The sequence below is a fragment of the Oxalobacteraceae bacterium OTU3CAMAD1 genome (assembly GCA_024123915.1).
Lineage (GTDB): Bacteria > Pseudomonadota > Gammaproteobacteria > Burkholderiales > Burkholderiaceae_D > Rugamonas.
This window is the reverse complement of sequence record CP099650.1, coordinates 5,057,107-5,078,964: the sequence shown is the minus strand read 5'-3', so window position 1 is coordinate 5,078,964 and position 21,858 is coordinate 5,057,107. Positions and strand designations below refer to the sequence as shown.

General features: G+C 63.8%; 21 protein-coding genes and 1 pseudogene. 10 read left to right on the top strand and 12 right to left on the bottom strand.

Annotated features, from left to right (window positions below):
• Positions 1 to 2 precede the first annotated feature (2 nt).
• On the top strand, positions 3 to 1,187 hold the full coding sequence (locus tag NHH88_21495) for an acyltransferase (protein ID USX12260.1): 1,185 nt from the start codon (positions 3 to 5) through the stop codon (positions 1,185 to 1,187).
• On the opposite strand, the gene NHH88_21490 is transcribed toward NHH88_21495, so the two are convergent.
• From NHH88_21490 to NHH88_21480, 3 genes are all read right to left on the bottom strand, one after another.
• Entirely contained in the window at positions 1,184 to 1,648 is a 465-nt protein-coding gene (locus NHH88_21490) for a hypothetical protein (protein USX12259.1), read from the bottom strand. The two genes, NHH88_21495 and NHH88_21490, sit on opposite strands and share 4 nt — an antisense overlap.
• Before the next feature lie 101 nt (positions 1,649 to 1,749).
• Complete coding sequence (locus NHH88_21485) at positions 1,750 to 2,631, bottom strand: pirin family protein (protein USX12258.1); 882 nt, start codon at positions 2,629 to 2,631, stop codon at positions 1,750 to 1,752.
• 45 nt (positions 2,632 to 2,676) lie between these two features.
• A complete protein-coding gene (locus NHH88_21480) occupies positions 2,677 to 3,276 on the bottom strand; it encodes an NAD(P)H-dependent oxidoreductase (GenBank protein ID USX12257.1) in 600 nt (199 codons plus the stop codon).
• A 131-nt stretch (positions 3,277 to 3,407) separates the two neighbouring features.
• On the opposite strand from NHH88_21480, the gene NHH88_21475 reads away from it, so the two are divergent.
• On the top strand, positions 3,408 to 4,310 hold the full coding sequence (locus NHH88_21475; protein ID USX12256.1) for a LysR family transcriptional regulator: 903 nt from the start codon (positions 3,408 to 3,410) through the stop codon (positions 4,308 to 4,310).
• 9 nt (positions 4,311 to 4,319) lie between these two features.
• Here the strand turns inward: NHH88_21475 and asd are convergent, their stop codons facing one another.
• Positions 4,320 to 5,165, bottom strand: coding sequence for an archaetidylserine decarboxylase (gene asd / locus NHH88_21470; GenBank protein USX12255.1), 846 nt, complete (start codon positions 5,163 to 5,165; stop codon positions 4,320 to 4,322).
• Between the two features lie 233 nt (positions 5,166 to 5,398).
• On the opposite strand from asd, the gene NHH88_21465 reads away from it, so the two are divergent.
• The 4 genes from NHH88_21465 (at position 5,399) to NHH88_21450 (ending at position 10,305) form a co-directional block, all read left to right on the top strand.
• Entirely contained in the window at positions 5,399 to 7,660 is a 2,262-nt protein-coding gene (locus NHH88_21465; GenBank protein ID USX12254.1) for a TonB-dependent receptor, read from the top strand.
• A gap of 57 nt (positions 7,661 to 7,717) precedes the next feature.
• On the top strand, positions 7,718 to 8,632 hold the full coding sequence (locus tag NHH88_21460) for a LysR family transcriptional regulator (GenBank protein USX12253.1): 915 nt from the start codon (positions 7,718 to 7,720) through the stop codon (positions 8,630 to 8,632).
• A gap of 362 nt (positions 8,633 to 8,994) precedes the next feature.
• Entirely contained in the window at positions 8,995 to 9,285 is a 291-nt protein-coding gene (locus NHH88_21455; GenBank protein ID USX12252.1) for an H-NS histone family protein, read from the top strand.
• 405 nt (positions 9,286 to 9,690) lie between these two features.
• Positions 9,691 to 10,305, top strand: a complete 615-nt coding sequence (locus NHH88_21450) for an LON peptidase substrate-binding domain-containing protein (GenBank protein ID USX12251.1) — start codon at positions 9,691 to 9,693, stop codon at positions 10,303 to 10,305.
• Between the two features lie 204 nt (positions 10,306 to 10,509).
• Here NHH88_21450 and NHH88_21445 read toward each other — a convergent pair whose 3' ends face one another.
• From NHH88_21445 to trpS, 3 genes are read right to left on the bottom strand one after another with little or no spacing between them, the layout of a single operon-like run.
• Positions 10,510 to 11,469: a DMT family transporter gene (locus tag NHH88_21445; GenBank protein USX12250.1), complete on the bottom strand. Its 960-nt coding sequence runs from the start codon at positions 11,467 to 11,469 to the stop codon at positions 10,510 to 10,512.
• 23 nt (positions 11,470 to 11,492) lie between these two features.
• The gene (locus NHH88_21440; protein USX12249.1) at positions 11,493 to 11,774 is read right to left on the bottom strand and encodes a DUF1294 domain-containing protein; all 282 of its coding nucleotides are present in this window, start codon (positions 11,772 to 11,774) and stop codon (positions 11,493 to 11,495) included.
• 38 nt (positions 11,775 to 11,812) lie between these two features.
• Complete coding sequence (trpS, locus tag NHH88_21435; protein USX12248.1) at positions 11,813 to 12,871, bottom strand: tryptophan--tRNA ligase; 1,059 nt, start codon at positions 12,869 to 12,871, stop codon at positions 11,813 to 11,815.
• A gap of 253 nt (positions 12,872 to 13,124) precedes the next feature.
• Here trpS and NHH88_21430 point away from each other — a divergent pair, with 253 nt between their 5' ends.
• Positions 13,125 to 13,364 (top strand): hypothetical protein, encoded by a 240-nt coding sequence (locus NHH88_21430; protein ID USX12247.1) that lies wholly within the window; start codon positions 13,125 to 13,127, stop codon positions 13,362 to 13,364.
• Between the two features lie 91 nt (positions 13,365 to 13,455).
• Positions 13,456 to 15,390 carry a CocE/NonD family hydrolase gene (locus NHH88_21425; GenBank protein USX12246.1) on the top strand — a complete coding sequence of 645 codons (1,935 nt, stop codon included), beginning with the start codon at positions 13,456 to 13,458 and terminating at the stop codon, positions 15,388 to 15,390.
• Between the two features lie 27 nt (positions 15,391 to 15,417).
• Here the strand turns inward: NHH88_21425 and NHH88_21420 are convergent, their stop codons facing one another.
• The 3 genes from NHH88_21420 to NHH88_21410 all read right to left on the bottom strand — a co-directional run bounded on the left by NHH88_21420 (position 15,418) and on the right by NHH88_21410 (position 18,231).
• On the bottom strand, positions 15,418 to 16,230 hold the full coding sequence (locus NHH88_21420; protein ID USX12245.1) for a transporter substrate-binding domain-containing protein: 813 nt from the start codon (positions 16,228 to 16,230) through the stop codon (positions 15,418 to 15,420).
• On the bottom strand, positions 16,227 to 17,486 hold the full coding sequence (locus NHH88_21415) for an MFS transporter (GenBank protein USX12244.1): 1,260 nt from the start codon (positions 17,484 to 17,486) through the stop codon (positions 16,227 to 16,229). Before NHH88_21415 ends, NHH88_21420 begins: the two co-directional genes overlap by 4 nt.
• Positions 17,487 to 17,571: 85 nt before the next feature.
• Entirely contained in the window at positions 17,572 to 18,231 is a 660-nt protein-coding gene (locus NHH88_21410; GenBank protein ID USX12243.1) for an HD domain-containing protein, read from the bottom strand.
• A 241-nt stretch (positions 18,232 to 18,472) separates the two neighbouring features.
• On the opposite strand from NHH88_21410, the gene NHH88_21405 reads away from it, so the two are divergent.
• Positions 18,473 to 18,967, top strand: a complete 495-nt coding sequence (locus NHH88_21405) for a chemotaxis protein CheW (protein USX12242.1) — start codon at positions 18,473 to 18,475, stop codon at positions 18,965 to 18,967.
• Between the two features lie 72 nt (positions 18,968 to 19,039).
• The gene (locus NHH88_21400) at positions 19,040 to 20,668 is read left to right on the top strand and encodes a methyl-accepting chemotaxis protein (GenBank protein USX12241.1); all 1,629 of its coding nucleotides are present in this window, start codon (positions 19,040 to 19,042) and stop codon (positions 20,666 to 20,668) included.
• 34 nt (positions 20,669 to 20,702) lie between these two features.
• Here NHH88_21400 and NHH88_21395 read toward each other — a convergent pair whose 3' ends face one another.
• Complete coding sequence (locus NHH88_21395) at positions 20,703 to 21,383, bottom strand: ribonuclease HI family protein (GenBank protein USX12240.1); 681 nt, start codon at positions 21,381 to 21,383, stop codon at positions 20,703 to 20,705.
• A gap of 11 nt (positions 21,384 to 21,394) precedes the next feature.
• Positions 21,395 to 21,826: pseudogene (locus NHH88_21390) on the bottom strand (hypothetical protein).
• Between the last annotated feature and the right edge of the window lie 32 nt (positions 21,827 to 21,858).

Sequence of the window (21,858 nt, the reverse complement as noted above, 5' to 3'; positions counted from 1 at the left end):
ACATGAATCTTCAGCTTACTGGACACCACCATGGCCGTGACCACGGCCGCGATTTCGGCCGCAATTCCGGCCTCGATACCTTGCGCGCGCTTGCGATCGTTCTGGTGTTCATGAATCACTACATGATCTTTGTCAGCTTCCGGCCGACCTTCGGCTGGATGAGCGAGATCGGCTGGGCCGGCGTGGACCTGTTCTTTGCGCTGAGCGGTTATTTGATCGGCAACCAGATTTTGTCGGGAATACGGCGCCAGCAGACCGGGCCTGAGCGGTTTTCGTTGCCGCGCTTTTACGCGCGCCGCTTCCTACGCACGCTGCCGAATTTTTACTTCGTGCTGGCGCTATACGCCTTGTGGCCGTATTGGCGCGGGGAGAGCGTGCTGCCGCCGCTGTGGAAGTTCATCACCTTTACGCAAAATATCCAGCTGATGCCGGGCACGGCCTTTTCGCATGCATGGTCGTTGTGTGTGGAGGAGCAGTTTTACGTGCTGTTGCCGGCGGTCGCGCTGTTGATTGCCGCTTGTCGCAAGTCCTTGCTGTGGGCGTGGGTGGCGGTGATCGGCAGCCTGCTGGCCGGCATGGCGGTGCGTGGCTATTTGTGGAACGAGCAGGCGGGTGTCGGCGGCCTCTATTACTACACCAATATTTACTACGCCTCGTGGTGCCGGTTCGACGAGCTGGTGTTTGGCGTGGCGCTGGCGCTGGTGAAAAACTATCACGCTGGCGCCTGGAAGGTCATCACGTCGCGCGGCAATTGGGCGCTGGCCGCAGGCGCCGGCATGCTGGCGTTGACCTGGTCGATGTTCCTGGAGGACCACTACGGCTATATGATGACGGTGGTCGGCTATCCGATGCTGGGCGTGGGTTTCACCTTGTTGCTGATCGCGGCGTTGAGCCCCGGATCGCTGCTGCAGCGCTGGCGCGTGCCGGGCGCGGCGAGCATCGCGCTGTGGTCGTATGCGATTTACCTGACGCACAAGCAGCTGTGCGTGCTGTTGCGCGTGCCGTTGCGCGGTTACGGCTGGGGGCCGGACACGTGGCAGGCGATCGCCATCATGAGCCTGGCCAGTGTCCTGGTCGGCTGGCTGCTGTTCCTGCTAGTGGAGACGCCGTTCATGAAATTGCGCGACCGCTTCGTTCCAGGCAATTTCGCCAGGCCGAAGGCTGCGCCGGAAGTGCTCACCGCCTAGTTCATCTCGATCACGTCGAACGGCGATTGCGTCGATGCGAGGAAGGCCATGACGCTGCGGGCGCGCTCGCCCATGTCGTCCTGGCGCGTGCCGGCGATGGCCGCGCGCAGGCCGGGGATTACTTCGGTGATGTGCGGGCTGTCGTATGCGTTGACCAGCAGTACGGCCAGTTCGCTGGCGCGGCCACGGTTGTTGCGCATGCGTTCTTCCAGCATCGCCAGCAGGGTGCGTTGCATGCGCGGCGTGGGATTGGTGATGTAGCCGAACACAAGCGGCGTGTTGCTGATGGCCTCGCACAGGCGGCTTTCGATCTGGTCGGGCTTGACGTCGGAGGCGATGTCGAAATAGGCGCCGTTCCAGCGCGTGCGTTCGTACGGGTGGCCGGGCGGGAAGGAATCGGCCGTCTCGAAGCCAAGGATGTGGCTGAGATAGCGTAACCATTTAAGAATAGTGGGCATCATGGCAGCATTTTAACGTAGGGCGGATTAGGCGGTACGCCGTAATCGGCCATGCATGCGTTAACGCGACGCATGCCTGGCCGATTACGCTGCGCTAATCCGCCCTACGCGTGGCCTTCTTCACCCAGTTTGCCGGCGCGGAAGTCCTCGACGGCGGCGAAGACCTCGGCCTGCGTGTTCATCACGAACGGGCCGTATTGCGCGATCGGCTCGTTCAGCGGCTTGCCGGCCACCAGGATGAAACGGCTGGCGTCGGTCGCATGGATGTTCACGCCGTCGGCACCCGCCGCGTTGGCCAGGATCGCCATCTTGCCCGACGCCACATCCTTGTCGCCCACACGCACCGAACCGCGATACGCGAAGATGAAGGCGTTGTGGCCTTCCGGCAGCGTCTGGCTGAACGAGGCGCCGGCCGGCAGATCGACATCAATATAGATCGGCTCGGTCACTTCGCGCTGCACGGCGCCGTCGACGCCATGGCTGCCGCCGGCGATGACTTTCACCTTCGCACCGTTTTCCGTGGTGAAGACGGGCACCTCGTCGCCGTTGAAGTCGCGATACCACGGGTCGCGCATCTTGTCCTTGGCCGGCAGGTTCAGCCACAGCTGGAATCCCGACATCATGCCTTCCTCCTGCTCCGGCATTTCCGAGTGGATCACGCCACGGCCGGCGGTCATCCATTGCACGCCGCCGTTGGTCAGCAGGCCTTCGTTGCCGCTGCTGTCCTTGTGGCGCATGCGGCCTTCGAGCATGTAGGTGACGGTCTCGAAGCCGCGATGCGGGTGGCTCGGGAAGCCTGCCAGGTAGTCGCTGGCCTGGTCGCTGCCGAAGTTGTCCAGCATCAGGAACGGATCGAGGCGGCGCTGCAGGGGCTGGGTCAAGACGCGGTTGATCTTGACGCCGGCGCCGTCGGAAACGGCCTGGCCGGTGATGAGGCGTTCCACAGTGCGTTCTCGTTGTACGCGATCGCTCATTACGTTGCTCATGACTCTCTCCTTTGCGGACCGCGCCAACCGGCGCGATCGATGAATTTATACCAGTACCGCGTTGATGTCGGCGTCAGCCAGGGCTTGCGCCTTGGCGACAGCGTCCGGGCCCATACCCATGCCTTCGGCGAAGAAGAACTGGACGTCGGTCAGGCCGACAAAGCCCAGGAAAGTCTTCAGGTGCGCCAGTTGGACATCGTTCGGACCATCCTTGTGCAGGCCGCCACGCGCCACGGCGACGTAGACTTTTTTGCCGGTCAGCAGGCCGACCGGGCCGGTCGGGCCGTACTTGAACGTCACGCCGGCACGGGCGATGGCGTCGAACCAAGATTTCAGCTGCACGGTCACGCCGAAGTTGTACATCGGCGAACCGATGACGATGGCGTCGGCCGCTTGGACCTGGGCGATCAGCGCGTCGTCCAGCGCCACGCGGGCGGCTTGTTCGGCGCTGCGCTGGTCGGCCGGGGTGAACAGCGCTTGCAGGGTTGGCTCGTCCAGCACCGGATGCGGGTTGGCCGCCAGATCGCGGCGCACCACGGTCGCGCCGGGATTGCCGGCTTGCAGTTTGGCGACGATGCTGTCGGCCATGCGGGTCGATTCGGAACCGGTGCTGCGGGCGCTGGAGTTGATTTGCAAGATGTTCATGGTGTTGCTCCTGTATGTGGTTGTTGGTTTGTGTTGCTGCGATGTAGTTACTTTAATCGTTTCAAAAACAATGCGGAAGCCGTTAAAATGGATAACATTAGTCCACTGATGGAACAATCGAGGAGTGCAGTGTGGAAATAGACCCTGGCGACCTGCTGTTATTTGCCCGCATCGTCGAGTGCGGCAGCTTCAGCCTGGCGGCGGAGCGGGTGCAGCTGCCGAAATCGACCGTGTCGCGGCGGATTTCGCTGTTGGAGGCGCATCTGGGCGAGCGGCTGCTTCAGCGCACCACGCGCAAGCTGGTGTTGACCGAGTTCGGCGCCAGCTTGCTGGAGCACGCGCGCAAGGTGGCCGATGAAACCGAAGCGGCCGGAGCGCTTGCGCAGCACCGGCAGGGCGCGCCGAGCGGTTTGCTGCGGGTGTCCATGCCGGCTGACTTCGCCAGCGTGGCCATCAGCGAAATGCTGGCGCGGTTCATGGGCCGCTATCCGGACATCTCGCTGGAGCTCGACTTATCGCCGCGCAGGGTGGATCTGGTGGCGGAGAATTTCGACCTGGCCATCCGCATGGGCAACCTGCCGGACGACGCCTCGCTGGCCGCGCGGCGCATCACCTTCAGTTCGCTGGCGCTGTACGCCTCGCCCCGCTATACAAGCGTGCGCGGGCTGCCCGAGCATCCGGACGATTTGTTCAAACATGATTTGCTGAGTTTGCCGCCGAGGGTGAACGGCTTGATCCGGTGGACGCTGTTGCGCGCCAAGGTGCGCTGGGAGCGCGAGCTGCCGGTCAGGTTGTTGGGCAATTCGCCGGAGATGATCGTGCGCATGGCCAGCAACGGGGTGGGCATCGGCGTCTCGACCGAGGCGATCGCGGCGCCATTTTTAAAGGCGGGGTCGTTGGTGCGGGTGTTGCCGGAATGGTCGTTCCCCGAGGTGACGGGTTGGGCCGTGTTCCCGGGCCGGCGCTTGATGCCGGCCAAGACCCGGGTGTTTTTGGATATGCTGGAGGAGGCGTTCGACCAGCAGTTACGCTAACGCCTTCAATTATTTCAAATTCGCCATCATCTCGCCGAGCTTGACCGGACCGGCCGGCTGCCACGCGGGGTTGAAGCTCATCGTGTCCTTAGGGAACAACATCACCACGGTCGACCCGAGCAGGAACCGGCCCAGCTCCTCGCCTTTCTTCAGCACGATGTTCTGATCGTCGTAGGTCCACTCGCAAATCTGCGGCGCGCGCGGCGGGTTGACCACGCCGTGCCAGACGGTGGCCATGCTGCCAACGATGGTGGCGCCAACCAGGGTCATGACGAACGGGCCGTTGGCGGTGTCGAACACGCACACCACCCGCTCGTTGCGGGCGAACAGCCCCGGAATGCCGCGCGCGGCGGCCGGGCTCACCGAGAATAGGTCGCCCGGGATGTAGATCATGCGCGTGAGCTTGCCGTCGCAGGGCATGTGGATGCGGTGGTAGTCGCGCGGACTCAGGTACAAGTTGGCGAAACTGCCATGCTGGAACTTGGCGGCCAGCGTGGCGTCGCCGCCGACCAGCGCGGTGGTGCTGAATTTGTGGCCCTTTGCCTGGTAAATCTGGTCATCGTCGATCGCGCCGAACTGGCTGATGCGGCCGTCGATCGGACAGATGAAGTCGGCGTTGGCGAGCGGGCGCGCGTCCGGACGCAGCGCGCGGGTGAAAAACTCGTTGAAACTGGAATAGCTGGTGATGTCCGGATTGAGCGCCTCATCCATATTGACGTTGTACTTGCCGACGAACCAGCGTATCAGGCGGGTGGTCATGGCGCCGCCCTTGGCCCCGGCCACGCGGCCGGCGAAATTGGTCAACGCTCCCTTGGGAAGCAGATAATGAGGCAGAACGGCAAGACGGTCGGACACGATGGGAATCCATACAAAATAGCGATCGAGCATTATAGCGCCCGGACCGGCGCTACCAGCTTATTCCTGCCGATTCGCGCCTATTCATTTTTTCACTATATATGTTTATGAAATTTCGCTAAAACTGTCTCAAGTTATCTTGGATTAAGGAAACTTTCGCTTAAATCAAGGCATAATGAGCGATCTCCCTTCGTCTCCCTATGCCATTTATGATGCCTGCCCGCCAACTCCGTTTGACGCAGACCGCTGCGGCCGTCCTTTGCTTGTGTTTCGCCGCCGGCGCCCGGGCCGAGATCGCGTCCACAGCCGCCGACAGCGGTGACGCGGCCGCAGCAGCCGACGGCAAATCGACGCCGGTCCGGCCCGCCGCCGTGCCGATGCAGACGGTGCGCATCAAAGGCAGCGCCGCCAGCTACGACGCGCGCCGCGATGATACCGCTAGCAAGATCGTCGTCGGCAGCGAGGAAATCCAGAAATATGGCGACACCTCGGTCAACGACGTGCTCAAGCGGCTGCCCGGCATCACCGTCGGCGGCGCGGCGGGGCGCCCGGGCGGCGAGATCCGCATGCGCGGCCTCGGCGCCGGCTACACCCAGATCCTGATCAACGGCGAGCGCGCGCCGGCCGGTTTTTCCATCGATAACCTGGCGCCCGACGTGATCGAGCGCATCGAGGTGCTGCGCGCCGCCAGCGCCGAGTTCAGCACCCAGTCCATCGCCGGCACCATCAACATCGTGTTGAAAAAAAACGTCAAGGTGGATCAGCACGTGCTGAAGGTCAGCGGCGCCAAGGGCAGCAAGTTCAGCTCGCCGAGCGCCAGCATCCAGATGTCGGGCAAGGGCGACAACATGTCCTATTCGTTGGGCGCCAACGCCTGGCGCTATATGTACAACCGCATGACGCCGTCGACCGAGACCGGCACCGATGCCGCCGGCATGCCCAACGTGGACCGCTCCGGCACGTGGCAGGACCAGGGCCGCTCGGACGGCTTCAACCTGTCGCCGCGCATCAACTGGACCTTGGACGGCGGCGACACGCTGACCTCGCAGACCTTCTTCAACCTGAACAAGTTCGAGAGCAACAGCCACGGCCGCACCACGGTGAACCTGGCCGGCGACGAGGGGCCGAATTACGACCGCATCGACAACACCTTCAACAGCCATAACGGCTACGGCCGTACCGATCTGAACTGGGTGCACAAGATGGCCGAGGGCGCGAAGCTGGATATGAAGGTCGGCGTCTCCAAGAACCGCAATACCGGCAAGTCGCTGCAGTTGGGCGGCAACCGCGACGGCTCGCCCAATTTGTACCGCACCGTGGAGTCGCACAGCGGCGAAATTGGTTTTAGTACGCAGGGCAAGTACTCCAGGCCGATGACTTTCGGCACCCAGGCCGAGGGATCCGAGGAGGCGCCGATCGAACACGCGCTGGCGCTGGGCTGGGACGCCGGCTTCATCGACCGCGACGATACCCGCATCCAGCGCGAGCTGCCGATCGCGGGCAGTCTGCCGCCCGACAACAACGACGAGGATTTTTCCGCCAGGGCGACCCGGCTTGCCTTCTACGGCCAGGACGAGTGGAACGTCACGCCGCAATGGTCGATCTACACCGGCGTGCGCTGGGAAGGGCTGCAAACGGAGATCGAGGGCGCCAATCTCGAGCGCGTCAGCCAGCGCTCCAGCGTGCTTAGCCCGCTGTTCCAGACGCTGTTCAAGCTGCCGAACAAAAAGGATCAGGTGCGCGTGGCGCTGACCCGCACCTACAAGGCGCCGTCCACGGCCAACCTGGTGCCGCGCCGCTTCACCTCGGCCAACAACAGCCGCCTGGACCCGGACCGCCGCGGCAATCCGCGCCTGAAGCCGGAAGTGGCGCTGGGCATCGACGCCTCGTTCGAGCACTATTGGGGCGACGGCGGCATGCTGAGCGCGAGCGCGTCGATCCGCCGCATCGAGGACTATATGCGCCAGGGCCTGGTGCAGGAGGGCGACCGCTGGGTCTCGACCATGATCAACGACGGCCGCGCCGAAACGCGCGGCATCGAGCTGGAGGTCAAGTTCCCGCTGCGCGTGGTCATGGACAACGCGCCGGCGCTCGATCTGCGCGCCAGCATCAGCCGCAACTGGTCGGAGGTGGACAGCGTGCCCGGTCCCGACAACCGCCTGGACCAGCAGGTGCCGCTGAGCGCCACGCTCGGCGTGGACTACAAGAGTCCGGACGGCATGCTCAGCACCGGCAGCAGCCTGAGCTTCCGAAATGGCGGCATGGCGCGCTTGAGCGAGACGCAGAGCGCCTACAACTCGGTGCGGCGCGACCTCGACGTCTACGCCCTGGTGAAGCTGGACCCGCAAAACAGTCTGCGCTTTGCCGTGTCGAATTTGCTGGCGCAGGACTACACGACGCAAACCATTTATGCGGACGCGCGCGGCACGCTCAACCGCGCGTCGGTGGCCGACGGCGAGACCCAGTTCCGGGTGACGGTGGAACGGCGCTTCTGATCCGGGCGCGGGGACCGGTGGTATGATTCCTCGCTGAACTTCAGGCGCGGAACACCGATGAAAATCCCCAAGAGCACGCTGGAACAATGGCAGGTGCTGCAAGCGATCGTGGAATGCGGCGGCTACGCGCAGGCGGCTGAGGCCTTGCACCGCAGCCAGTCGTCGGTCAGCTACATGGTGGCCAAGCTGCAGGAGCAACTGGGCGTCGAACTGCTGGAAATCGACGGCCGCCGCGCCCGCCTCACGCCCAACGGCAAGGCGCTGCTGAACAAGGCGCGCGAGCTGCTCGGCGGCGCCTTCCAGCTCGAACAACTGGCCGGCAGCCTGGCCGAGGGCTGGGAGCCGCAGGTCAGCATCGCCGTCGACAGCCTGTTCCCGGTCCAGCTGCTGGTGCAGGTGCTGCGCGAGTTCGAGCCGTGGGCGCGGCACACGCGCGTCAATCTGGAAGAGACAGTCCTGTCCGGTTCCGAAGACGCGTTGGTGGAAAAGCGCGTCGACATCGCCATCGCCAGCCGCATCCCGGTCGGCTTCCTCGGCGACGCGCTGATGGATATCGATTTTGTCGCCGTCGCCCATCCCTGTCATCCTCTGCACGCGCTCGGCCGCGAGCTCGAGATGGACGACCTGACCCGCAACCTGCAAATCGTCGTGCGCGATTCGGGCACCTTGAATCCGCGCGATCACGGCTGGCTTAACACGGATCAGCGCTGGAGCGTGACCAATCCGCAAACCCGCATGGAGATGATCTGCAACGGCATAGGCTTCGGCTGGCTGGCCGAGCACAAAATCCAGGCACAGCTGGAGCAAGGCCAGCTCAAACCGCTGCCGCTGCGGGTGGGGCAGCGCCGCAAAATGTCATTGTCGCTGATCGTCGCCAATCCCGAGGTGGCCGGTCCGGCCACCTGCCGGCTCGCCAATTTGATACGCAAGGTGGTGGCCGAAGGCATCGAGCCACGGCCCTTGTGTGCTTGATCGCCGCATGACCAATTAATCCGGCGGGCAAGCGCTCGGCAGACATTTCCTTCCCGGTTTATTCCCGCCACATTTACGCCTAATTAGCTTGGCCGAACCCGCGCGGTGGTAATGTCCTGAGCGTTCCGTCGCTATTCTTTATTACTGGACTTTCGATCCGATTATCCGCCGGGGAGTGCGAAATTCGTCGCGTTCCGATTGAGGCGTTGTGGAAAATATTCATTTTTATCGCTATATTGGTATTTCTCACGCATATGTCTGGAGAATCAAGGCAAACTTATGGTAAATTGCGCTTTATAAAATTCTCACACATTCTCACATGTGGTTTTTTAGAAACTAACCAGCCGATAAGAGGAAATAAGATGACGACTTACCAAGAATACAAAGCCAAGATCGCCGAACTCGAAAACCTGGCGGAAACCGCGCGCAAAAACGAAATCTCCAAGGCGAAAGAGCAAGTCACCGCCATCATGCGCGAGTATGGCCTGACCGTGGCGGATCTGGGCGCTGTGACCAAGGTCAAGCCGGTCAAAACCCGCGCGCCGGTACCGACCAAATACCGCGACGATGCCACCGGCCAGACTTGGACCGGCCGCGGCCGCGCGCCAAAATGGCTCGAAGGCAAAGACAAGAATCAGTATCTGATTAAGTAATTCATTGGAAGCCGGTGTTTTCAGGTTATCTTCGATAACCCGGCACCGGCTTTTCTTTTGCTTGGACTGTTCTGCCAAGCGATGTCGAACGGCCGCATAGTCGCCTCTGTCCGAGTGCGCTTATTCTCGTTCCCCGAGCTTGCTGTTTCTCTCGAGTGATACGGGCGGCGCCAGCCCCGACCCGCAACAGCGATGCCGGTACGTGTGCGCTCGAATAATCCGCCGTTGTAACCGGCCATGACAGCGGCCGCCACCGGCCACCGGCGCGGCAAATGTCGGCCACCGTGTATGCGGCCAGAACGCGCGTTGCTTTTGTGATGAAAGGAGCGGTGGTTTTCCTCCGTCTTACACGCGTCCCGCAAGTCATGTCTGCCGACCCCGGCTGTTTCATGAGATGATAATGGCATGTCGTCAATTCCCTTATTCCCGCTGAATACAATCCTGTTTCCGGATGGACATTTGCCTTTGCAAGTGTTCGAAGTGCGCTATCTCGATATGATCAAGCGCTGCATCGCCCGTGGCGAGGAGTTTGGCGTGGTCTCGCTGGTGGAGGGCACCGAAATCCGCGTTCCGGACAAGCAGGAAACCCTGTCCGACGCCGGCACGATGGCGCGCATCGTCGACTGGACCGCTCCGTTGCCGGGGCTGTTGCAGATATCGTGCATCGGCACCACGCGTTTCCAGGTCAAGTCGGCCGAACAGCTCAAGCATGGCTTGTGGATGGCGGAAGTCGACGCCGTCGCGGAGGACATGGTGGTGCCGGTGCCCACGGAGCAGCAGGATGTCGCCAACGCGCTGGGCGCGTTGATCCGTTCGTTGCAGAAGAAGCAGATCTCCACCGCCAAGATGCCGCTGGCGCCGCCGTACCGGCTCGATGAAGCCGGCTGGGTGGCCAACCGCTGGTGCGAGCTGCTGCGGCTCGATCTGGAAGAGAAGCAGCGCTTGCTGCTGCAGGAAAATCCGGTGCTGCGGCTGGAGCTGATCCAGGATGTGCTGAGCGAGAACGGCTTGCTGGACTGACTTCGGGGTGGTTCCCGGCGGAGCGTGGTATGGCGGATTACGCTGCGCTAATCCGCCCCACGTGGAACAACGCATGGGATGCGATAGGGCAGGGCATGCATTTACAGATGGCGGCGTCACCACGGAGACACGTAGGGCGGATTAGGCGGCACGCCGTAATCCGCCACGAGCCGCCAGAGCGGCTTAACCGCAAAGCGCCCGAGCCTAACCGGCATGCGCCCCGGCGGCATCGTCCAGCGCGTGGATGCGCACCGACCACATGACACCCACGGCCAGCAGCGCCATCGCCGCCACCTCCAGCCCGCGCGGCAGCTGCTGCTTGTAGATAAACCCGTACAGCAGCGCGAACAAGGTCTCGAACAGGATCAACTGGCCCGATAACGTCAACGGCACCTTGCGGCTGGCGACATTCCACAGGTGGTTGCCGATCACCGACGCCCCCAGCGCGAGCAGGCCGTTGACGATCCAGAACAGCGTCCAGTCCCGCCCAGTGGCCACCGCGCCGGCGCCGGTGACATCCGCATGGAACACGGCCAGCATCGGCAGTGCGATCACCAGCGCGATCAAGCCGCTCGACACGCCATACAACGCCGACCACTCGCCGCTGCTGAAATGCGGATTGCGCTTCAGGTAGCGCGCGTTGTCGACCGAATACCAGGTCCAGCACAGCAGCGCGCCGACCGCGCACAGCACGCCGAGCAGCTTGTCCACCAGCGGCGCGCCATGGCCCGGGTCGTGGGTGAACACGTCGATATTGATGCAGGCGATGCCCGCCGCCACTAGCAGCAGCGGCAGCATCAGCTGCTTGAGCGGCACCGAGCCGTGATCCTTTTGCCCCATCAGCGTGACCGATATCGGCAGCACGCCGATGATCAGGGACGTCGCCGATACGCCGGCCAACTGCACGCCCAGCGCGAGCAGCATGTAGTAGACGATGTTACCGGCCAGCGCGTGCTTGATCATCGCGACAACGTCGCCGCGATCGAGGCGGCGCAGCAGCGCGGGCAGGCGTGGCAGCATCAGGCCGGCGGCGATGACGCCGTAGGCGATGTAGCGCCCGCAGGCCATCTCCAGCGCCGTGAAGGACGTCAGGAATGCCGGCACGATGAACACCATGCCCCACATCGCCCCGGCCAGCAAACCGCATAAGACGCCGTGCCACATCGCTTAGCTCCTTCGTTTATTCGTCAATAGAGAGTGCACAGCCACCAGACGGCGGCCACGTTGACGGCGACGCTGCACCAGAAGGCGATCTGGAACGAGGTCTTGGCGGTTTTATGGCGCAGCCGGCGCTGCGCCAGCAGGCCGCCCGGCCAGCCGCAGGCCAGCCCCAGTAGCAGCAAGGTGCGTTCCGATATGCGCCGCCGATGTTCGACGGCTGCCGATTTGTCGGCCGCGTAGACGATGAAGCACACCACGCTGGCGACGCCGTACACGGACGCCAGCCAAAGCAGCATCATCGGCAGCATGGAAGGCGCGAAGGACGCGCCGTCCGGCGTCACCGGGATCAGAAGTAGCGCAGGCCGAGCGCGGCCTTGACTTCATCTGCCGTCTGCGCGGCCACTTCGCGCGCGCGCATCGTGCCTTCCTTCAGCATCTGCATGATGTAGCCGTGGTCCTTGGCCAGTTCCTCGCGGCGGGCGCGGATTGGCGCCAGCATCTCCTGCAGCACCACTTCCAGGCGCTTCTTGACGATGGAGTCACCCAGGCCGCCGCGCACGTAGTGCGCCTTCATTTCCGCCAGCTTGTCCTTTTCGGGATCGAAGGCGTCCAGGTAGATGAAGGCGACGTTGCCCTCCAGGTGGCCCGGATCTTCGACGCGCAGGTGCAGCGGATCGGTGTAGACCTTTTTGACGGCTGCGGTGATCTCGGCGGCGGTTGCGCCCAGGTTGATGGTGTTGCCCAGCGATTTGCTCATCTTCGCCTTGCCGTCGGTGCCCGGCAGGCGGCCGATCTCCGGCACCAGCGCCTTGCACTCGACCAGGATGTCCTTGTTGGCGATGCGGTTGAAACGGCGCACGATCTCGTTGGTCTGCTCGATCATCGGGATCTGGTCTTCGCCGACCGGCACGATCGAGGCCTTGAACGCCGAGATGTCGGCCGCCTGCGAGGCCGGGTAGGTGAGGAAGCCGGCCGGGATGTCGCGCTCGAAGCCGCGCAGCGCGATCTCCGTCTTGACGGTCGGGTTGCGCTCCAGGCGGGCCACGGTGACCATGTTCAGGTAGTAGAACGTCAGTTCGGCCAGTTCCGGGATCTGCGACTGGATCAGGATCGTCGACTTGGCCGGGTCGATGCCGACGGCCAGGTAGTCGAGCGCCACTTCCACCACGTTGCGGTGCACCTTGTTGGTGTCGTCCATATTGTCGGTCAGCGCCTGGGCGTCGGCCAGCATGATGAACTGCTTGTAGTCGTGCTGGTAGGCGACGCGGTTGCGCAGGCTGCCGACGAAGTGGCCCAGGTGCAGGGGGCCGGTCGGGCGGTCGCCGGTCAGGATCACGGTCGGACCCTTGGCGACGGTGGCGGCTGGCGCCGTGGCGATAACTTGGGACTGGTCAGGCAGACTCATCAGGGGTTCCTTTACGTTGCCCCATCCGGCGCGACGAATAAAAAACGCCACCAGAAGAGGGCGGCGTTGATAAAAATATCACATCACTATGGGTAGACAGTGGCCGCGCGCTAGGAGCGGCGCCAATTCAGGCTGGCGTGAGGTGTGGTGAAAAAAATCATGCGCGTATGGTTGCAGTTCGGCGGCGGTCTGTCAAGGTCCGGGCGGGAACCAAACTGCGGCGGCGCCGGTCTAAACTAAAAAGGGGAATAATATGGCCGACAGCATCAATTTGGTGGAGTTCATGGACACGCTAATTGAGGGCGGCTTTAACGACGAGCAAGCGAAGACGTTGACATCTGCCATGTTTCAACTGATCGACACTCACTTGGTGACCAAGGGCTATTTGGACACCCGACTCGCGCAACTCAAGTCGGAGCTGATCCAGTGGATGGTCACAATCATGATCGTGCAAACCGGCGCGACCGCCGTGCTGTTCAAGCTGATGCACTGAAGCTGGCGCATTAAGGCTGTTTCATTGCGGAATCCGCAATCCATAAGGTAGTATTGCCCATCTTGCAAGGCAATCCCTTTTTGGAGTCTCCATGCGTCGTCCCGTCGTTGCCGTATTGTCCGCGTTGTTGTCCACCTTATTCGCTTCCGCCGCCGTGGCGCAAACCGCGCCCATGGCCCCCGATATCCCCGCCAAATTCGAAGCCGACATCCCCGACGCCGACTACATCAAGCGCGACGTCATGGTGCCGATGCGCGACGGCGTCAAACTCCACACCGTCATCGTCATCCCCAAGGGCGCGCAGCACGCGCCCATCGTCCTGACCCGCACCCCGTACAACGCCAGCGGCCGCGCGCAGCGCAACATCAGCCCCAGCATCACGGCCACCGTCGGCCAGGGCGACGAGGTGATGGTGGACTCCGGCTATATCCGCGTGTTCCAGGACGTGCGCGGCAAGTACGGCTCCGAAGGCGACTACGTCATGACGCGCCCCCTCAAAGGCCCGCTCAACGACACCCGCACCGACCACGCGACCGACGCCTGGGACACCATCGAATGGCTGGTCAAGAATATCCCGGAGACCAACGGCAAGGTCGGCATGATCGGCTCGTCGTATGAAGGCTTCACCGTGCTGATGGCGCTGACCGACCCGCACCCGGCGTTGAAGGTGGCCGTGCCGATGAGCCCCATGGTCGACGGCTGGCGCGGCGACGACTGGTTCCACAACGGCGCCTTCCGCATGCCCAACCTGAGTTACATCGCCAGCCAGACCAGCGCCAAGGGCAGCGGCAAGGCCCTGGCCACCGGCGTCTATGACGACTACGAAGGCGTGCTGCGCGCCGGTTCGGCGGCCGATTACGCGAAGCAGTTCGGCCTCGATAAGCTGAACTTCACGCGCAAGCTGTTCGAGCACCCGGCCTACGACAGCTACTGGCAGCACCAGGCGCTGGACAAGATCCTCGCCAAGCGCACGCTCAAGGTGCCGACGATGACGGTGGTCGGCTACTGGGACCAGGAGGACATCTACGGCGCCTACGCCACCTACGCGGCGGTCGAACCGCAGGACAAGGCCAACAACAAGAACTTCCTGGTGGTCGGGCCGTGGCGCCACAGCGGCGTCAATTACGAGGGTTCGACCCTGGGCGCGCTCAAATTCACCGGCGACACCGCGCTGGAATTCCGCCGCGACGTCATGCTGCCGTTCCTGGATCAATACCTGAAGGACGGCGCGCCGGCGGCCGACACGCCGCCGGTGCTGTTCTACCAGACCGGCGTCAATCGCTGGCAGCGCCTGCCGAAATGGCCGCTGGCCTGCGCCGAAGGCTGCGCGGCGCCGCTCAAGCCGATCTATCTGAAACCGGATTTCAAGCTGGGCTTCGAGGCGCCGCAGGGCGCGGCGGGCGACAAGGCCGGCGCCTACGACGAATACGTCTCCGACCCGGCCAAGCCGGTGCCGTTTGTCGCGCGTCCGGTGCGCATGGGCGATGCCAACGTGTGGCGTCCATGGCTGGTCAGCGACCAGCGCGGCGTTTCCGACCGCACCGATGTCCTCAGCTACGTCACCGAACCGCTCAAGGCGCCGCTGCGGATCGCCGGCGCGGCCATGGTCAACCTGTTCGCCTCGACCACCGGCACCGACGCCGACTGGGTGGTCAAGCTGATCGACGTGTATCCGGACGAGGTGCCGTCGCAGCCGGAGCTGGGCGGCTACCAACTGGGCATCGCGATGGACATCTTCCGTGGCCGCTACCGCAACAGCCTGGAAACTCCGTCGCCGATCACCGCCAACGCCATTGAGAAGTACCGCTTCGCGCTGCCGAACGCGAACCACGTCTTCCTGCCGGGCCACCGGGTGATGGTGCAGATCCAATCGAGCTGGTTCCCGCTGTACGACCGCAATCCGCAAACCTATGTCCCCAACATCTTCCACGCCAAGGCGGGTGACTACAAGAAGGCGACCCTGAAGGTGTTCCACGCCGGCGCGCAGGCCAGCGCGATCGAATTGCCGGTGGTGGAGGCGAAGTAAGCGCGGGCCACGGCCCCCGCCGGGGCGCTAGCGCGGACGCACGTTGCCGTTCAAAAGGTCCGCGCTGAAGTAGCGCAGGTATGTATCCATCACCTGGCTCGATTTGGCCATCTTTTCCAGCGCCTCGTGCAGGGTGCGCTGGTCGTCCTTGTTCAACGCGTGCGAGACGTAGGCGCCGCTGTATTTCCACGGCAGTTCCGGGATCGCCTCGACCCGCAGCCGCTCCGCCATGCCTTGCACGCGCGGTTCGCCGCGAATGGCGCCGGCGATCAGTGTCGGCCCCAGGATGGTCAGGTCGACCGCGCCCGCGTGCAGCAGGCGCGCCACAGCCGTGGTATCGACCTCGCTGAACAAGCGGCCTTGCTTGCCCAGTTCATTCACCAGCGAGGAGTATTCCTCGCCGTAGTCGAAGCCGCGCACCACCGCCACCCGCAACTCGCTCCGCGCCAGCAGCTCGCGGGCGCTGGCGATGGGCGCGCGGTTGCCCGCGAGTGAAATGAGCATGGGGCGGTTATTCACCATCGGCACGAAGGTGCCAAGCTTGTCGCGCTCCGGCGTGCGCGTCGCGGGCAGCAGGATGTCCGCCTGGCCGACCCGGTACAGCGCCACCAGGCGCGCGCGCGGCACCACCGTGAAGACGAATTTGCAACCGGTCTTGCGCGACATGTCGCGCAGCAGATCGGGGAAGATGCCTTTGATTTCCTGTCCCTCGACGACCACGCCCGACCCGCTGGCCGAAACCGGAACGGCGATATCGCGCGAGCAGCCGGCGGCCGCGTGGAGCGGCAACAGCGCCGGGAACAACGCCGCCAACGCGGCCGTGAGCAGGCGCCTGGTCATGATTTGGTCTCCATGTGATGGCTGCTGAAATAGCGCCGCGCCACGACGATGGCCGCTGCCTGCATCGCCGCGCAGGCGAAGAAGGTGGTGCCGATGCGCCAGTCGCCGGGCTGCAGGTGGCTGACTTTGCCGAGGATGGCGGCGCCGATCAGCGGCATGAAGATGATGCCGATGCTGCTGATCGATTGCAGGGAACCCATCAACTCGCCCTGTTCGTCGTGCGGGGTCTGTTTGGAGATGATGGCCTGCAGCGCCGGGCCGACGGCGAACGCCAGCACGTTACACAGGATGAGCACATACATCATCCAGCCGTGGGTGGCGAGACCGTACAGCAGGTAGGTCAGGCAGCCCGAGGTCAGTCCCAGCAACGACAGGCGGATTTCGCCGAAGCGTTTGATCAACACGCCCAGCAGGCCGGCCTGCACTACGGCGGCCGTGACGCCGACGCAGAACAGCGCCGCGCCGTTCTGGCCCGGGGTCCAGTCGAAGCGGAAGGTGGTGTATAGCACCCAGGTCGTTTGCAGCATCATCTGCGCGCAGGTGACCAGCGCGAAGGTGACGATCAGGCCGCGGATGTCCCGGCGGCGCGCCAGCTTGACCAGCGCGGCGAAAGGATTGATCCTGGCGATGCTGAACGGCGCGCGGCGCGACGGCGGCAGCGATTCGGGCACGGCGAAGTAGCCGTAGGCGAAATTGGCCGCCGACAGCGCGGCGGCGACGTAGAACGGCAGGTGCAGGTCGACGCCGCCCAGCAGGCCGCCCAGCATCGGCCCGCAGATGAACCCCAGGCCGAACGCGGCGCCGACCTTGCCGAAGCTCTTGGCGCGGTTGTCCGGGGTCGAGATGTCCGAGGCGTAGGCCGACGCCACCGACATGCTGGCCGACGACATGCCGCCGATGACCCGGCCGATGAACAAGCAAGCCAGGTTGGGCGCCCACGCCGTGGTCAGGAAGTTGATGCACATGCCGGCCATCGAATACAGCAGCACCGGGCGGCGTCCGACCCGGTCGCTGAAGGCGCCCAGCATCGGCATGAAGATGAACTGCATCAGCCCGAAGGTGGCGCTGAGGATGCCGAACCAGTAGGACTGGTCGTCGCGCGAGCCGGTGAATTCGCCCACCAGCAGCGGCAGCACCGGCACGATCAATCCGATGCCCAGCATGTCGATGAACACGCATATCAGGACGAAGTTCAGATTGCCCGGCGTCGCGGCGGCAGGCGCCACTGCGGGCGCGGCGGAGTCAGGGGAGGTCATAGGCGTGGGGCGACGCGAAGTCGGGGCGCAAGGTCATGAAGTAAGGTCGTGAAGCCGGTGCATGATGCGGGGTCATGACGAGAGGTCAGGGCGCCGCCGGACTGGCGGCCCATTCGGCGATGAAGTTGTCGCGGAAGGCCGTCAGTTCGTTCAGGCGCGTTTGCGCCAGGCGTCGGCCGGCGGCGGTCTGCATTTTGCCGGGGAGGGTGGCCAGCTTGGTGTCCATGTGGTCCAGCGCATAGGCTTTTTCATCGAGCTCGCGGTGCAGCGCCATCGGATCGTCGGCGTGCGCCAGCGCGGTGCCCATGCGGCCGGCCGTGTAGAACAGCCGCGCCAGGCCGACGGCGCCGAGGGCGTCGAGGCGGTCGGCGTCCTGAACGATCTTGGCCTCGATGGTCTCGGGGCGGATGCCGGCCGAAAAACTGTGGCTTTCGATGGTGTGGGCGACGGCGGCCAGCTTATTGGGCGGGAAGTCGAGTTCCGCCAACTGGCGGCTCGCCAGCAGCGCCGCCTTGCGCGAGGCCAGGTGGCGCTCCGGATCGTTCTTGGGAAGGTTGACCAGATCGTGCAGGTAGCAGCCGGCCAGCACGATCAGCGGATCGGCCTCGGGATAGTCGTCCAGCAGCAGGTTGGCGTTGCGCCAGACGCGGTGCAGGTGGTTGGTATCGTGCGCTCCATCAGACCCCTGGGCGGCGCTGGCCAGAGCGACCAGGCGGGGGTGCCAGCTGTTCAGCAAGCTATTCATCGTTCTCCCATGACGTATCAGACGATTGATTTTTTAATCATACAGCCTGCCGCCATGGTTGTGCAGCCGAACTGGGTCCAGGACAAAAATTGTTTGCTTGCTAAGTTGTCACAACACTTGTAAGAAACCTAATTTCGGAAATGCAACCGTCTTATTTGTTGCTGTGCCGCATTTTTTTACTGCTATAAATCTTGACTTGAGGTAACATTGGGGCAATAAATTTAGCAATGAAGGAACTCCAATGTCCAGCAACGTCAGCGAATTGCGCGCCAACATCCCCGCCAGCGAGTACCTGGCCTTTACTCTTGGTCAAGAAGAGTACGGCATCGATATACAAAAAGTCAGCGAAATCCGCAGCTACGAAACGCCAACGCGCATCGCCAATGCGCCGGAATTCGTCAAGGGCGTCGTCAACCTGCGCGGCATCATCGTGCCGATCGTCGACATGCGCATCAAGTTCAATCTCGGCACGCCGACCTACGACCAGTTCACCGTCGTCATCATCCTGAACATCGGCCACCGCGTGGTGGGCATGGTGGTGGACCGCGTCTCCGACGTGACCACGCTGCTGCCCGAACAAATCAAGCCGGCGCCGGAAATCGGCTCGGCGCTCAACACCGACCATATCGTCGGCCTGGGCACGCTCGACGAGCGCATGCTGATCCTGGTCGATATCGACAAGCTGATGTCCAGCGCGGACATGGGCCTGATCGAAAACACAGCGATGGCCGCATAACAGACAGCCCCCGCGCCGGCATGCCCCGATGCTGACTTAACGTTGTATTGTTTTTGATCGAGAGGTACAAGAATGAATATGTTGGAAAACATCAGCATCGGCAAACGCCTGGCGTTCGGCTTCACCGTCATCCTGGCGTTCGCGATGCTCATCACCGGCATCAGCGTCTGGCGCCTGCAAGGCGTGGCCTCGGCCACCGCCGACATGATGCAGGTGCCACTGGCCAAGGAGCGCCTGATCGGCGACTGGTCCAGCAATATTGATAGCGCTATCCGCCGCACCACCGCGATCGCGCGCAGCACCGACACCACGCTCGGCCCATATTTCGCGGACGAGGCCAAGGCGTCGTCGGCCAAATCGGGCGAGTACCAGAAGAAGATCGAGGCGCTGATCGTCGACGCCGACGAGAAGGAGGTATTCGCCCGCATCGGCGAGCAGCGCAAGATCTATCTATCGTCGCGCGACAAGCTGACCAAGTTGAAAGCCGCCGGCGAGCTGGAGGAAGCCAACAAGATTTTCGAAACCGTGTTCCGTCCCTGCACCGTCGCCTATCAATCGCTGGTCGCCGATCTGCTGAAAATGCAGCGCGCGAAGATCGACGCCACCGCCGCCGACATCGACGCCATCGCCGCCAGCAGCCGCAATCTGTTGTACGTGCTGGCCGCGCTGGTGCTGACCTTCGGCGTGGTGTGCGCATGGCTGCTGACCACCGGTATCACCCGTCCGCTGCGTGAAGCGGTGGTGGTGGCGCGCCGCGTCGCCAGCGGCGACCTGACCGGCCATATCGACGCCAGCGCCAAGGACGAAACCGGCCAGTTGCTGGCCGCGCTGAAGGAAATGAACGCCAGCCTGCTCGGCATCGTCACCGAGGTACGCAGCGGCACCGACCATATCACCACCTCGTCGAGCGAAATCGCCGCCGGCAACCAGGACCTGTCGCGCCGCACGGAGCAGCAGGCCGGCGCGCTGGAGGAAACCGCATCGTCGATGGAAGAGTTGACGTCGACCGTCAAGCACAACGCCGACAACGCCCGCCAGGCCAACCAGCTGGCCGCGTCGGCCGCGCAGGTGGCCGTCAAGGGCGGCGCCGTGGTGGCCGAGGTGGTCGGCACCATGGATTCGATCAACGAGTCGTCCAAGCGCATCGTCGACATCATCTCCGTCATCGACGGCATCGCGTTCCAGACCAATATCCTGGCGCTGAACGCGGCGGTGGAAGCGGCGCGCGCCGGCGAGCAGGGACGCGGCTTCGCCGTGGTGGCGTCGGAAGTGCGCAACCTGGCGCAGCGCTCCGCGTCGGCGGCCAAGGAAATCAAGGCGCTGATCGGCGACTCGGTCGACAAGGTCAACCAGGGCAGCCGCCTGGTGGCCAACGCCGGCGTGACGATGGAGGAAATCGTCAGCAGCGTGCACCGCGTCAGCGACATCATCTCCGAGATCACCGCCGCCAGCTCCGAGCAAAGCGCCGGCATCAACGAAGTCAATCAGGCGATCGGCTCGATGGACGCGGTCACGCAGCAGAATGCCGCGCTGGTCGAGCAGGCCGCCGCCGCCGCTGAATCGATGCAGCAGCAAGCGGCGGCGCTGGCGCAAGTAGTCAGCGTATTCAAGGTCAACGACTCGGGCAGGCCGTACCAGTCCACCAAGACCACCGCCCCCGCGCGTCGTCTAAACCACGTAGGGCGGATTAGCGCAGCGTAATCGGCCATGCATGCGCCGCCGCCGGCGCATGCAATCATGGCGCCCCGTCAATGGCCAACTGCGACAACCGGTCCGCGTCCCCATTCCGGTGACGCGGCACCCACCGCAAGCTCACCATCCCCAGCGGCGCCAGCAAATCCATCACGCGCGCCCGATGCGCCTCCAACCCCTTAGCGCCCCGTCCCGCAGCAACGGCCTGCGTGCTCAGATTGACGTCATCGACCACCACCCGGCTGTCGCCATACACCACCAAATCCTTCGCGCCCAAGCTCACCGCCGCCTCCAGCAGCGCGCTCAACGCCAGATACTCCGCCTCACCGCTATTGCCATAACCCGCGCGCCGGCTGATCTCCAAACGCTCGCCCGCAGGTCCGCAAAGGAGCGCGCCAATACCGATCTGTCCCGGATTGGGATGCGCCGAACCGTCGAACCACCCGCGCCAGGCGTCGCCCGGCGGCTCCATGCGCGCCTTGCGCAAAGCCTCCGACTGCAGCTTCTCCTGCGTCCTGGCGGCACGCAGCGCTTCGTCGCGCAAACGCGCTTGCGCGCGTTCATCCAGCAAACGGGCCAACCCCGCCAGTCCCGCCACACCCGTCAACACCTGACGCAGCGCGTCGGCCTCCGTCAACCGCATCCGCGCCGCCAAACGACGAGCGGCCACGCGCTCGCCCTTGTAGGCGGCCGTGGCCAACTCTTCAAACCCTGTCTCGTTCATCGGCACCGCGGTCAGTCGCGGCGCGGATTGTCGGGACGGTGATCGTAGCGGTTCGGTACCCCGTCGCCATCGCGGTCGCGGTCATACCGGTTCGGCACGCCGTCCCGATCGCGGTCGCCACGGCCGCTGCTGCGGTAATCGTTGCGGTAGTCGCCACGATGGTGGTCGCGATAGTCGCGGCCGTCGTGACGGTCGTAGCGGTTGGGGATGCCGTCGTGATCGCGGTCGCCGTTCGGACCGCGCTCCCAGCGACCGTCCTGACGCTCCCAGCGGCCGCCGTGTTCGATCCAGCGCGGCTGGGTGTAGACGTAACCGGGGCGGGCGCCGACCCAATTGCCGCCTACCCAAATATGGCGGTTGCCGCGCCAGTCCCAATAACCGGGCGCCCAGATATACCCGGCGCGCGGCGGCGGCACGACTTCATAGCGTGGCGGCGGCGGGGCGATGGTGACATAGTCGACCTGCATCGGACGCG